At 42.2% G+C, this 13,469-nt stretch carries 12 protein-coding genes; all 12 read right to left on the bottom strand.

Features of this window, described 5'->3' with window-relative positions:
* Positions 1 to 24: 24 nt before the first annotated feature.
* Entirely contained in the window at positions 25 to 1,701 is a 1,677-nt protein-coding gene (locus tag L6I86_RS11470; protein WP_056625086.1) for a ribonuclease J, read from the bottom strand.
* A 171-nt stretch (positions 1,702 to 1,872) separates the two neighbouring features.
* A complete protein-coding gene (gene dapA / locus L6I86_RS11465; protein ID WP_236287179.1) occupies positions 1,873 to 2,736 on the bottom strand; it encodes a 4-hydroxy-tetrahydrodipicolinate synthase in 864 nt (287 codons plus the stop codon).
* 26 nt (positions 2,737 to 2,762) lie between these two features.
* Positions 2,763 to 3,980 carry an aspartate kinase gene (dapG, locus tag L6I86_RS11460; protein ID WP_236287177.1) on the bottom strand — a complete coding sequence of 406 codons (1,218 nt, stop codon included), beginning with the start codon at positions 3,978 to 3,980 and terminating at the stop codon, positions 2,763 to 2,765.
* A 42-nt stretch (positions 3,981 to 4,022) separates the two neighbouring features.
* Entirely contained in the window at positions 4,023 to 5,063 is a 1,041-nt protein-coding gene (locus tag L6I86_RS11455) for an aspartate-semialdehyde dehydrogenase (RefSeq protein ID WP_236287175.1), read from the bottom strand.
* A gap of 36 nt (positions 5,064 to 5,099) precedes the next feature.
* Positions 5,100 to 5,693, bottom strand: coding sequence for a dipicolinate synthase subunit B (locus L6I86_RS11450; protein ID WP_056625070.1), 594 nt, complete (start codon positions 5,691 to 5,693; stop codon positions 5,100 to 5,102).
* The gene (gene dpsA, locus L6I86_RS11445; RefSeq protein WP_236287173.1) at positions 5,690 to 6,589 is read right to left on the bottom strand and encodes a dipicolinate synthase subunit DpsA; all 900 of its coding nucleotides are present in this window, start codon (positions 6,587 to 6,589) and stop codon (positions 5,690 to 5,692) included. The genes L6I86_RS11450 and dpsA overlap by 4 nt, the downstream gene beginning before the upstream one ends.
* Positions 6,590 to 6,742: 153 nt before the next feature.
* Positions 6,743 to 7,171, bottom strand: coding sequence for a dUTP diphosphatase (dut, locus tag L6I86_RS11440; protein ID WP_236287411.1), 429 nt, complete (start codon positions 7,169 to 7,171; stop codon positions 6,743 to 6,745).
* A gap of 13 nt (positions 7,172 to 7,184) precedes the next feature.
* Positions 7,185 to 8,441: a M16 family metallopeptidase gene (locus tag L6I86_RS11435; RefSeq protein ID WP_236287171.1), complete on the bottom strand. Its 1,257-nt coding sequence runs from the start codon at positions 8,439 to 8,441 to the stop codon at positions 7,185 to 7,187.
* A gap of 108 nt (positions 8,442 to 8,549) precedes the next feature.
* Positions 8,550 to 9,569, bottom strand: coding sequence for a polysaccharide deacetylase family protein (locus tag L6I86_RS11430; protein WP_236287169.1), 1,020 nt, complete (start codon positions 9,567 to 9,569; stop codon positions 8,550 to 8,552).
* 157 nt (positions 9,570 to 9,726) lie between these two features.
* The gene (gene pnp / locus L6I86_RS11425) at positions 9,727 to 11,829 is read right to left on the bottom strand and encodes a polyribonucleotide nucleotidyltransferase (protein WP_236287167.1); all 2,103 of its coding nucleotides are present in this window, start codon (positions 11,827 to 11,829) and stop codon (positions 9,727 to 9,729) included.
* 267 nt (positions 11,830 to 12,096) lie between these two features.
* On the bottom strand, positions 12,097 to 12,366 hold the full coding sequence (rpsO, locus tag L6I86_RS11420; protein WP_028558319.1) for a 30S ribosomal protein S15: 270 nt from the start codon (positions 12,364 to 12,366) through the stop codon (positions 12,097 to 12,099).
* Positions 12,367 to 12,520: 154 nt separating this feature from the next.
* Positions 12,521 to 13,468: a bifunctional riboflavin kinase/FAD synthetase gene (locus L6I86_RS11415; RefSeq protein ID WP_236287165.1), complete on the bottom strand. Its 948-nt coding sequence runs from the start codon at positions 13,466 to 13,468 to the stop codon at positions 12,521 to 12,523.
* Position 13,469 lies beyond the last annotated feature (1 nt).

The raw sequence follows: 13,469 nt of genomic DNA, 5'->3' as shown, positions 1-13,469 counted from the left end.
GGCTCAAGTGACTTGTTCGAGTACCTAAACTTCCATAATGATAGGAAGAATCATTGGTCTTCTTCTGGTTTGTTCATATAAAAAGCGTCCGAGAACATCTTTCACATTTGTTTTTAAAGATGCCCATTCATTTACATTTTCATTCATAAGTTTAGTTAACGTATTTGTTACGATTCGATTGGCTTCTTCAAGAAGTCCTTCGGATTCACGAACATAAACAAATCCACGTGAAATAATATCTGGGCCAGACAAAATTTTGCCATCTTGCTTACTAAGTGTAACCACGACTACAAGAATTCCGTCTTGCGACAGTAATTTACGGTCACGCAACACGATATTGCCTACATCCCCTACACCTAGTCCATCAATTAGGATGTTGCCGCTTTGAACTTTCGATCCTTTGCGAGCAGCACCATTTTGAATTTCTACCGTATCACCAATATCGCACATGAAAATGTCTTCTTTAGGAATGCCGACAGTTTCGGCAAGGATAGCGTGTTGACGCAGCATGCGATATTCGCCATGAATTGGAATAAAGTATTTAGGCTTCATCAGGTTAAGCATTAGCTTTAATTCTTCCTGACTACCGTGACCTGAAACGTGAACACCAGTTACTGAACCTGGTCCATAAATCACGTGGGCACCGATGCGCATAAGCTCATCAACCGTTCTGCCAACGTAACGCTCATTTCCTGGAATCGGAGTTGCCGCAATAATAACCGTATCCCCTGGTAAAATATCAATTTTACGATGGGTTGAACGTGCCATTCTTGTCAGAGCAGACATCGGTTCACCTTGGCTACCCGTAGAAAGGATAACTACACGATCAGCTGCAAGCTTATTAACTTCCTCTGGCTCAATCAACATGCCATCTGGAATATGCAAGTAGCCTAATTCGCTAGCGATCGAAACCACGTTAACCATACTGCGACCAATTACTGTCACTTTGCGATTCGTTGCTGCAGCTGCATCAAACACCTGTTGAACACGGTGAATATTCGATGCAAATGTCGCAATGACAACTCTTTGCTTCGCTTTACGAAACACTTCTTCAATCTCAATCCCTACTCCGCGCTCAGAGCCCGTGTAGCCAGGACGTTCTGCATTCGTACTGTCTGAAAGCAAGGCAAGAACGCCTTTCTTTCCGATCTCAGCCATACGATGCAAATCTGCATATTGCTCATTAACTGGAGTCTGATCAAACTTAAAATCTCCCGTATGAACAACGACACCTTCCGGCGTATCAAGTGCGACACCCACAGAATCCGGAATACTATGATTGGTTTTGAAGAAAGTTGCCGTAAGAACGCCTAGGGGAAGAACAGATTCCGAATTGATTAGAATTCGATTCGTCGTTCCGAGCAAGTTCGCTTCCTTCAGCTTAGCTTCAATGAGTCCCATCGTTAACTTCGTAGCATAGAGGGGAACATTAAGATGTTTAAGCACGTAAGGTAAGCCACCAATGTGATCTTCATGGCCGTGAGTGATGATGATGCCGCGTACTTTATCCCGATTCTCTGTTAAGTACCCGATATCTGGGATGACAATGTCAATTCCGAGCATGTCCTCCTCAGGAAATTTCAAACCACTGTCAATGACAATAATATCGTTCGCATACTGAACGCAATACATATTTTTTCCGATTTCGCCCACGCCGCCAAGAGCGAAGATCAAAAGTTTATCAATATTTTTTTTGGACAAGAATATACCTCCTTCATAGATTGGACGACGAATTTTAAATGAAAAAACCGAACTAGTCACTTGCAACCATTATACATGAAAAAAAACAGCAAATACAAGTTAATACTGAATACGTTTAGATTTCCCAAAAAAAGAAAACCGATGCCGGAAGCACCGATTCATTAGGCATGATCATACAAAAAGTGATTGAATGAATTGACCTTCTTGCTCGGATACACGAACTAACGGAAGTCGAACGCCGCCTGTTTCAATCCCCTTAAGTGCCAAAGCATGCTTAATTGGCGCAGGGCTCGGTGCACAAAAGATGCCAGTGAATACAGGATGAAGCTTACGATGAAGCTCAGCAGCTTGCTGAATGTTGCCTTCTAGATAATACTTTATCATAGTTTGCATTTCTTTTCCAATCACATGACTCGCTACACTGATAATCCCTTCACAGCCAATAGCTAAAGAAGGCAAAGTATTACTATCATCTCCACTATATACGAGGAAATTAGGGGCAGCATGTGTAAGTATACGTGTCATTTGATCCGTATTCGAGCAATCTTTGGTCGCCACGATATTCGGTATTTGGGAAAGACGAATCGTTGTATCCGCATCCAGGTTCACACCTGTACGGCCAGGCACATTATAAAGCACGACAGGTGTGTTAACAGCCTCTGCTATTGCTTTGAAATGTTGATACAACCCTTCCTGTGAAGGACGGTTGTAATAAGGCGCAACTAGAAGTAAAGCATCCACGCCAATCTTCTCTACTTTACGCGAAAAAGCAATTGTATGATTAGTGTCGTTGCTTCCAGTACCTGCGATGATTTTGCAACGCCCATCTGATACACGAACGGAAAGTTCAATAAGTCGCAACTTTTCATCTTCTGATAACGTTGGCGACTCCCCTGTCGTCCCACAAATCACAAGGCTATCCGAATGTTGTTCTTCAATTAAATAATTAATTAATGGCTCTACTTGATCCCAGTTCACTTGCAACTGATCATCAAATGGAGTAACCATTGCTGTGACTACTCTTCCAAAACTCACTTGGTACGCCTCCTGACCTTCTTGATTTATTTAAATAAATTGAATTTTCGATGAAGTGCACGCACAGACTTGATCATGTCAACACCTTGGACAAGCACCCAAATGGTCGTGTTCGAATCAGCTGATTGCAAAATTCGGATATCTTCCACGGTTAATGCTTCAACAATATGAGCCATAATACCAGGTACACCATTCATTCCGCCACCAATCACGGACACCTTCGCGCAGCCACTTGTAAACTTGGGCTCGTAACCCTGTGCCTTAAGTAATTGAACTGCACGTTCAGCTTCATGATCAAAGACCGTATATACAACGCCTGAAGGGTTCACATTAATAAAATCAACACTAATCTGATGCTGAGCCATCGTTTTGAATACACGAAGTTGAAGATCAAATTCGCCATCAACGGCAGCGACCTGGATCTGTGTAATATTCGTGAAATGTGCAATTCCCGTAACAAAGCGATCTTTAACATTGTTAATATCTGTCGAGGTGTTGTCAGAAGCTGTGACTAGCGTTCCTTCTTCCTTGGTGAAGGTTGATCTCACACGAATAGGTATATTCGCTTGCATAGCAACTTCTACAGCTCGTGGATGAATCACTTTGGCACCATTGTGTGCCATATTACAAATCTCACTGAAGCTCACGCGTTGTAACGGTTTAGCATCTTCAACGATTCTTGGATCCGCTGTCAAAATACCATTAACATCTGTGAAGATATCCACAATTTCTGCTTTGAGTGCGGCACCAAGTGCTGTAGCTGATGTGTCACTGCCCCCGCGTCCTAATGTAGTCAACTCATCATTGCTTGTTTTCCCTTGAAACCCAGTGACAATGACAACCTGGTCTTGCTCTAACAATTCAAGAATCCGATTAGGCTTCATCGCTATGATCTGAGCATTACCATGATTCTCATTCGTGATCAGACCAGCTTGCCCACCCGTCAAAACTGTGGATCGAATTCCTGTTTTGTTCAATAAACTACACAATAGTACGGCAGATATTAATTCTCCGCATCCCATTAACATATCGAGTTCCCGTGCGGGCAGCCCCTCCCCATTCTTTCGAACGAGGTCTAGGAGCGTGTCGGTCGCATAGGGTTCCCCTTTTCTTCCCATCGCAGAAACAACAACAACTAGTTTATAATGTTGAATTAGTGCGTCTTGAATATGTCCAATAACGTGATCTCTAGCTTGTGCGGTAGAAAGTGAAGTACCTCCGAATTTCTGGACAAGAATTCGCATGAGTTTCCCCCATTTTCACTGCTCAAATAAGCAGTTTGCTAATTATTGTTGCTCTATAGCAATATATTCAGCAATTTGTACTGCATTCCAAGCAGCACCTTTTAACAAATTATCTGAAACAATCCACATGTTAAGCGCTTTAGGGTTACTTAAATCGCGGCGCACACGCCCTACGAAAGTTTCAAGTTTACCTGCAGCATCAGTTGCAAGTGGATATTGTTGTTCTGCCGGATTGTCAACGAGTACAATACCAGGAGCATTTGCAAGTAGTGTTCTCACGTCTTCCATGTTGAAATCTTCTTTCAATTCTACATACACGGATTCAGAATGCCCGTAAACTACTGGAATACGCACACATGTAGCTGTGACTTCAATGGACTCATCGCCCATAATTTTCTTCGTTTCAAGAATCATTTTCATTTCTTCATTTGTAAATCCATTATCTAGAAATTTATCAATTTGAGGAATAGCATTGAAAGCAATCTGATGCTTTACTGGTAAGGAGCCAACTGGTAAAATATCTGGTTTTGCCTCATTACCTGCTAGTACTTCTTTGGACTGTCTAAGCATTTCATTAATGGCTTTAGCACCTGCACCTGAAACAGCTTGGTATGTGGAAACAATAATACGTGAAATTCCATAACGGTCATATAGCGGCTTAAGCGCTGCAACCATTTGGATCGTAGAACAATTCGGGTTTGCAATAATCCCTTTATGATCATTGATTTTCTCAACATTCACTTCAGGAACAACAAGTGGTGTGTCTGGATCCATACGGTACGCACTTGTGTTGTCAATACAAATCGCACCCGCTTCTACTGCATATGGAGCTAATGCTTTCGTGACATCGCCTCCTGCACTAAAAAGCGCAAGATCAACACCTTGAAAGCTATCTGGAGTTGCTTCTTGCACAACTACTTCTTGGCCTTTAAATGCAATCTTTACACCTGCAGAACGAGCAGAAGAGAGTAATTTCAATTCCTTGATGGGGAAATTCCGTGCTTCTAGTAGACGGATGATTTGCTCGCCGACAGCGCCTGTAGCGCCTACAACTGCAACATTGAAAAGCTTCTGGTTGGACATATGCTGGTTTCTCCCCCTCAAGTTGACATCTATCCGTTAGTATTGAAATCTCTCAATAATCATGGGCTGCAATTGTTTACCTTCCAGCGCAGCTTCACAAGCTTCCATAATCAAGTCCATTCGGGCCACCAACGAATTTGGTTTGGCTCCTGGTGCATCTTGACCGTAAGGCACGAAATAAATATTCTTGGTAATCAAAAGCTTTGCAATATTCATTGCATTTAAACCCAAACCATCATTCGTTGAAATCGCTAATACAAGCGGTCTCAAGTTTCTCATTTGTGCTTTAGCTGCCATAAGAACGGGGCTTTCTGTCATCGCATTTGCTAGTTTACTAGTTGTATTACCCGTACAAGGAGCAATTACCATCACATCCAATAACTTGGATGGACCTAGTGGTTCTGCATCAACAATGGTCGAAATAATTTCATTACCCGTAATATCTTTCAGCATTTGCTGCCAGTCAGCGGACTTACCAAAACGTGTGTCAGTCGTCATAATTGTATTCGATACAATTGGAATGACACGAGCACCCGCATCTACAAATCTCTTAATTTGAGGCATGACCTCTTCAAGTGTACAGTGAGAACCGGTTAATGCATAACCGACTGTTTTCCCTTGCCAATTCATTCCACATCGCTCCTGTCTTTGAAGTCTTCCTCGATCAGCTGACTTAAGGTGTTAGCCATAATACGGCCAGCTGTTTTGGGGGCGACGATTCCAGGTAAACCGGGCGCTAGCATCGCTTTAATACCTCTCTTCTCGGCAAATCGAAAGTCCGTTCCACCGGGTCTTGAAGCTAAATCGATAATAAGCGCGCGATGTGGGATATTGGTAATAACTTGCGCTGTGACTATCATAGTCGGAATTGTGTTAAAAAGCAAGTCAATATTCCCCACTTCCGGGTACAGATCCTTCGTATAAAAAGGCTGAAAACCCATCTCCCACGCCCTTGCATAATGCTCCGGTTTCCTGACGCCAACCTTGACGGTTGCCCCTAATCCTTGCAAAGTTTTGGCCATTGTGAACCCTGTTCGACCAAAACCCAAAACCATACAAACGGATCCATGAATTGTAATATCGGTGTTCTGGATGGCCATCATAAGCGCACCCTCTGCAGTTGGAATCGAGTTATAAATGGCTATGTCATCACGATCTAATAACTCTACAAGCTCAATGTCATGTGTCGAGACGAGCTTCTTCAAATAGCTCTTCGCCATACCTGTATATACCTTCGCATGTTTCGGCAATGAAGATATATGCTCATCTGTCAAAATCATCTCTTCACTCGAGAAAATAGATTCCACTTGTCCTGTCTCATCCGTACCTACAACTGGCAATATAAGTGCATCCACATGCCCAAACAATTCTGGATCTAACTTCACATTCGTGACACCGTGAAATTGCCTCCCGAGATTGTCAAATCCGAGTAATATAACGGTAGCGTCTAGCTCAGTAAATTTCTGAATTACTTCAAGTTGCCGGGCGTCTCCCCCCATAATAGCAACCGAAATCCCAGTAAGCATTCTTGCTTACACCCCTTCCTCGGTCCGTTTCGATACGTTATAGTATGCGTTCGCCTATAGATGGGTGACTTCTGACTTTGCATCCTCTGAAACAAGAAAGAACCCCTTCCTAAGAAGAGGTTCTTTCTTGTTCGAATGATGTAACCGGCCGTATTAGCGCCCAGTATGGCCGAAGCCACCTGAACCACGTACCGTTTCTGATAACTCATTTACAACGGTCAATTGAATTTGTGGTACACGTTGGAATACCATCTGAGCGATGCGTTCATTCCGCTGAATAACGAATGGCTCCTGGCCATGATTAATCAGCAATACTTTAACCTCACCGCGGTAATCCGCATCAATGGTTCCCGGTGAATTAAGCGTTGTAATACCGTGTTTATAAGCAAGACCGCTTCTTGGGCGAATCTGTGCTTCTAGCTGAGGTGGCATACTTAGCGCGAAACCAGTTGGAATCAATTGACGCTCACCAGGTGCGAGTACAATTGGCTCTTTAACAGCAGCATGCAAATCATAGCCGCTAGCTGCTTCAGACATTTTCTGAGGTAAGAGAATATCTTCTTGACCTTCGATTCTTTTCATCTGTACTTCAAAATCAAAGAGAGACAAGCTGATCCCTCCTGAATCCACTAATGACATCACTCGCATTTCCGACCATGGACAGAGCAAAGGGGGTTGCAAATAAATTTTTCGTCAGTTGACGAATATGATCCATGTTCACACTTTCAATACGTTCAATCATTTCATCCAAACTATAATGCTTACCAGTCATCAATTCATTTTTACCAAAACGGTTCATCCTGCTGCTAGTGCTTTCTAAACTCAGAATAAGGCTGCCTTTCAGCTGCTCTTTACCCTTCTTAAGTTCATTATCTGTCATTCCGTTTACGGCAATATCATGAAGCAGCTCCATCGTAACTTTCAATACTTCTTCCGTTTGTTTAGGTGCCGTTCCTGTATAAATTGTAAACATCCCGCTATCAATATGAGAAGAGTGATAGGAATATACGGAATAAGCTAAGCCACGTTTCTCACGAATTTCTTGGAACAGTCTTGAGCTCATACCTCCACCAATGGCATTATTCAATAAAACCATCGGATATAAATTCTCTTCTTGTAACGACAATCCAGGTAATGACAGACAAATATGATTTTGTTCTGTTTTCTTCGCATGGAAAATCAACTCGCTAAGGAAATCTGGTGCATCATAGCTTGTTTCAACACCTGATTGTGAGAAGTCACCGAAATGCTTTTCAATTAATTCTTTTACACTATCATCAATATTCCCAGCAATACTCAGCACGGTATTCTCTGTATTGTAATTCTGTTTGAGATAAGAACGAAGATCATCTGACTTCATTTTGGACAAATTGTCTTGCGTGCCTAGGATCGTATAACCCAAAGCATGCGTACCATATGAAGCCTTCGCTAACAAATCATGAACGAGATCATCCGGTGTATCTTCATACATGGAGATTTCTTCGTAAATAACGTTCTTCTCTTTTTCAAGCTCACCTTCATCAAAGGTTGAATGGAAGAACATATCCGAAAGTACATCCATCGCTAAAGGTAAATGTTCATCGAGTACTTTGGCATAATAGCACGTATATTCTTTGGAAGTGAAGGCATTCACATTCCCGCCGATGCCATCAAAGATTTCTGCGATATCTTTCGCCGAATGACGTTCCGTACCTTTGAACAACATGTGCTCGATAAAATGTGAAATACCATTGTTCGTTTGCGACTCATTACGTGAGCCTGTTTTTACCCAGATCCCGAATGTTACTGATCGAAATGTAGGGATTTGTTCCATAACAACTCTCAAGCCATTATGTAAGCGATATTTGATCACCAAGGTTCCTCCTCGAAATGGTACACCTAAAAGTCCAATTCTCCTATTATACTTCCTCAGTCTAACAAAAATGTGCCTAGGACTCAAATTAGCAGCAGCTAATCATGACTATTTCATAATTTGTCCCTGTCCGGTGATCCTTTTGGAGGATAGCAGATCTGAAACAGTCCCTAATACCAACCCTTTTTTCTTAATCAAACTGATCATTCCTGGCAATGCATCACGTGACGAAACGGTTGGGTGCATCAGAATAAGTGTGCCAGGTTCAACATTGGTGGATAACCGTTCAAGAATGCGACCTGCTCCAGGATTTTTCCAATCTATCGTATCAAAGGTCCACAATACCGTTTGCAACTTAAATTCGGAGGCAACTTGAATCGTTTCTTGATTAAAGTATCCTGATGGAGGAGCAAATAATGAGTTTTTAACACCCAGTTGTTTTAGCAAATCTTCTGTTTTCGAAATTTCTTCTACTGCTTTACTCCGCGAAATCGTACGCATATCTTTATGTGAATAGGCGTGGTTCGATACCTCATGTCCTTCGCTTAGAATCTGTTTGGCCATTTCTGTATTTTTCTTTAACCAAGAACCATCAAAAAAGAATGTCGCGTGAACATTTTCCTTACGTAACGTTTCTAACATACTAGGCAAAAATTCATTGCCCCATGCGACATTGATCATAAATGAAACCATTGGCTTTTTCGAATTACCTTTATATACTGGATTGGGAGCAAGGTCGTCTAACTGAATTTTGGGCTCTATTTCCTTCATCACATAATTAATTTGATTTGGTGTTAAATGATGCTCCGCTAACTTCAGAGTCTCCTCAATATCCACTTCAAGACCATTATAACCAGGGATAGCTTTCCATACAGAATCTACTTTTGCATTAATCGGAGCTACCTTACGGTTCTCTGCTTCTTTGGTTATCATTTCTAATAAAGTAGATTTGTTGGCAGTAGCAAAAACTGGACGTATTTCTACCCTCGTTTCAACATGCTCACGATCATCACCACGTTGATTATTTTTTACACTTTGAATGTAGGTTTCAACACTTGGGATCGCATTTACACTAAATAGAACCATAGCTAAAAAACTCCCAAGCAAAATCCATTTTTTGTGGAGCATACACAGGTCCCCTTTCTTCATCTCCTGATTGTATGAAGGTTAGGACAAGAGTAGAACCTGTGCATGTCCTCGCATGAATGAAAAGCAAAAAAGAGACAGATAGATCTGACTCTTTATCCTGAACTATGAATGAAACGCACTCACGAATTACGATTCTCTAGCTTTGTGCAGAGACCTGTGAAGTTAACGTTGCTTTGCGTGAAAGATTTACTCTTCCTTGTTGATCGATCTCAGTAACTTTAACCGTAATCTGATCTCCAATGTTCACAACGTCTTCTACTTTTGCTACTCGCTCAGTAGAAATTTGTGAAATGTGTACAAGACCTTCTTTACCAGGCAGAATTTCAACGAATGCGCCGAATTTCTCTACGCGTTTTACTGTACCAAGGTAAGTTTCACCAACGATGACTTCACGAACGATACCTTCAATAATGGAACGAGCTTTCTCGTTCATTTCTTGATTGGACGATGCAATGAATACGCGGCCGTCTTGCTCGATATCGATCTTCACGCCAGTTTCCTCAATGATTTTATTGATGATTTTACCACCAGCACCAATAACATCACGAATTTTGTCGGGATTGATGTTCATTGTAAGAATTTTAGGAGCATATTGAGAAAGATTTTTGTTTGGTGTAGAAATACGAGATACCATTTTGCCCAAAATGTGCAAACGGCCTTCTTTTGCTTGTTGCAATGATTGTTGTAAAATGTTGCGGTCGATGCCATCAATTTTGATATCCATTTGAAGTGCTGTGATACCTTCAGCAGTACCAGCAACTTTAAAGTCCATATCTCCCAGATGATCTTCCATACCTTGAATATCAGACAGAATGGAGAAATGATCGCCGTCTTTGATAAGACCCATCGCAATACCTGCAACTGGAGCTTTAATTGGCACACCAGCATCCATAAGGGCAAGTACACTTGCACAAATACTCGCTTGGGAAGTTGAACCATTCGATTCCAATACTTCAGATACGAGACGAATTGTGTAAGGGAACTCCACTTCGTTCGGGATGATCGGCTCAATAGCTCGCTCACCTAACGCACCATGTCCAATTTCACGACGGCCTGGAGGACGCAAAGGTCTTGCTTCCCCAACGCTGAATGGCGGGAAGTTATAATGATGCATGAAACGTTTCGTTTCTGTCAGATCTAAACCATCCAAGATTTGAACATCGCCAAGCGCACCTAATGTACAAATGCTAAGAGCTTGTGTTTGTCCACGTGTGAATAAGCCAGAACCGTGCGTGCGCGGCAACAAGTTGACATCGCACTCGATTGGACGTATTTCTTCTGGTTTACGTCCATCGGGTCTTACTTTATCATGCGTGATTAAGCGGCGTACTTCCTCTTTCACGATATCATAAAGTGTTTCTTTCACATCACCTAGAAGACCAGGTGTTTCTACATATAAAGCTGTGAAATGCTCAACAGCATCTGCATTGACAACATCGATTGCTTCTTGACGAGCATGTTTCTCAGGAATTTTAATCGCATCCACTAATCTCGCTTGAGCGAATTCACGCACCGCGCTATTCACTTCAGCATCGACAGCATGGAGTTTAACTTCCATTTTCGGCTTACCTACTTGTTCAACCAATTCCTCGATGATCGCAACAATCTTGCGAATTTCATCATGACCGAACATGATCGCTTCAAGGACAACTTCCTCTGAAACTTCTTTTGCTCCAGCTTCAACCATCATAATCGCATCTTTGGTACCAGCAACAGTTAAGTGAAGATCACTCTTCTCTGCTACATCACCTGTAGGGTTGATAACGAATTGTCCATCAACACGACCAACAATCACGCCACCAACAGGTCCGTTAAAAGGAACATCAGAGATCGCAAGTGCAGCGGAAGTACCGATCATTGCAGCCATTTCAGGCGGGCACTCTTGATCCACACTCATGACGATCGACACGATTTGAACATCATTACGGAAGCCTTCTGGGAAAAGCGGACGAATAGGACGATCCGTCAAACGGCTCGCAAGAATCGCTTTCTCACTAGGACGCCCTTCACGCTTAATAAAACCACCAGGAATTTTACCTACAGCGTATAATCTTTCTTCATAGTTCACTGTTAACGGAAAGAAATCTAAATCTTTCGGTCCGCTGGAAGCCGTTACTGTGCTAAGCACAACCGTATCGCCATAACGAACAGTTACTGCTGCATTGGCTTGTTTGGCTAGTCGGCCTGTTTCAAGTATGAACGGCTTACCGCCAAGTTCCATTTGTACCCTTGTCTCCATAAAATCCTCCTAAGGCTTGGTTTGAATTTCAAAATATGTGTTTGATAAACATGTACAGAAATCATGAGATCCAGAGACCAATCCGAATCTACTCCGTATGTATGCAAAATAGACAAGCTATGGAGTTATCCTCTATTTCTGCGTTATGTCTAGTATTTCCTTCTTTTCCCGTTTTAAAAATACAAGAAAAAGCAACCTTTTGCTGCTCTCTGCCAGAGCTTTATCAAGCTTAGCAAAGGAGCAACAGGTTGCTTCTCATTGTCGGTTTTATCGACGCAAACCAAGCTTTGCAATCAAAGCACTATAGCGGCTTACATCTTTGTTTTTAACATATGCTAGCAACTTACGACGTTGTCCAACCATTTTAAGCAAACCACGACGGGAGTGGTGATCTTTCTTGTGCGTACGAAGGTGGTCTGTAAGGTTAACAATGTTTTCTGTAAGGATTGCTACTTGTACCTCAGGTGAACCTGTGTCGGTATCGTGTACCTTGTGAGTTTGAATCAGTTGTGTTTTGCGCTCTTGCGTAATTGCCATAATCGTTCATCTCCTAAATTCTATTAGTATCCCCGCTAGCCTAGAAAGCGCCGATGAAAACGTCAATCCAAGCTAAGGTTCATGCCAAACGAACAAGTCCATTTGACAACGTTACTCAGTATATCACAATTGACTAGTAGAAGTAAATGTATGATTACGTCTCTAACGTCAATTTCTCTCTTGCTTCTGCTGCATCAAGTTTTATTTGAGCAACTAAATCTTCTAGTGAAGTGAATTTACGTTCTGGTCTAAGAAAAGCAATTAGCTCAACCATGACGGTTTCTCCATATATTTGCTCGGAAAATTCGAATAAATGCGCTTCAAATGATGGTTTTAGTTCTCCAGTCTCAAATGTTGGTTTCACACCAATATTCATGACACCTTGATAAACTTCCCCGCGGACGGTTGCTCTTATTGCGTAAACACCGTTCGTTGGACTCACATACGGTTCTTCCAATTGGAGGTTAGCTGTAGGGAAACCTAGCGTTCTCCCTCTCTTCGCGCCATCAACGACCTTACCGCTTATGCTATAAGGGCGTCCAAGTAGCCTTGTTACGGTGTCCATTTCACCTTGCTGCAAAGCTTCACGAATACGTGTACTGCTTACTTTTTCACCATTCATATGAAAAGGTCTCACCACTTCAACAGAGAATTTACCGTGACTCAACTCGCAGAGTGAATCCGGAGTACCTTTACCTTGGAAACCAAAGGTAAAATCAAAACCACAAATGACGCTATCCACACCAAGCCGGTCTAGGACTTGATCCACGAATTGTTCTGGAGATAAGCGCATGAGCGATGCATCAAACGTTACAATGTAAGCGTGATTGATGCCCATGCTTTCAAAGATCTCCATCTTCTTCTTCGTGGGAGTCAACGACTCCACATATTTATCTTGCCCCATTACCGCTCTAGGATGAGGATAGAAGGTCATGATGGCCGAGTTAAGTCCAAGGGTCTTAGCCGTAAGCATAGCCCGTCCTATTACCTCTTGATGTCCTAAATGTACACCATCAAAGTCACCTATAGCCACCACTTGTTTGCCAACAATCTGGGCCAACCGATCCGAATCCATCGGATATGATATTGGTATTATTTGCATA

The sequence above is a fragment of the Paenibacillus allorhizoplanae genome (assembly GCF_927798215.1).
GTDB classification, from domain to species: Bacteria; Bacillota; Bacilli; order Paenibacillales; family NBRC-103111; genus Paenibacillus_E; species Paenibacillus_E allorhizoplanae.
Note: the sequence above shows the minus strand (reverse complement) of the source record. Positions and strands in the feature narration are given on the sequence as shown.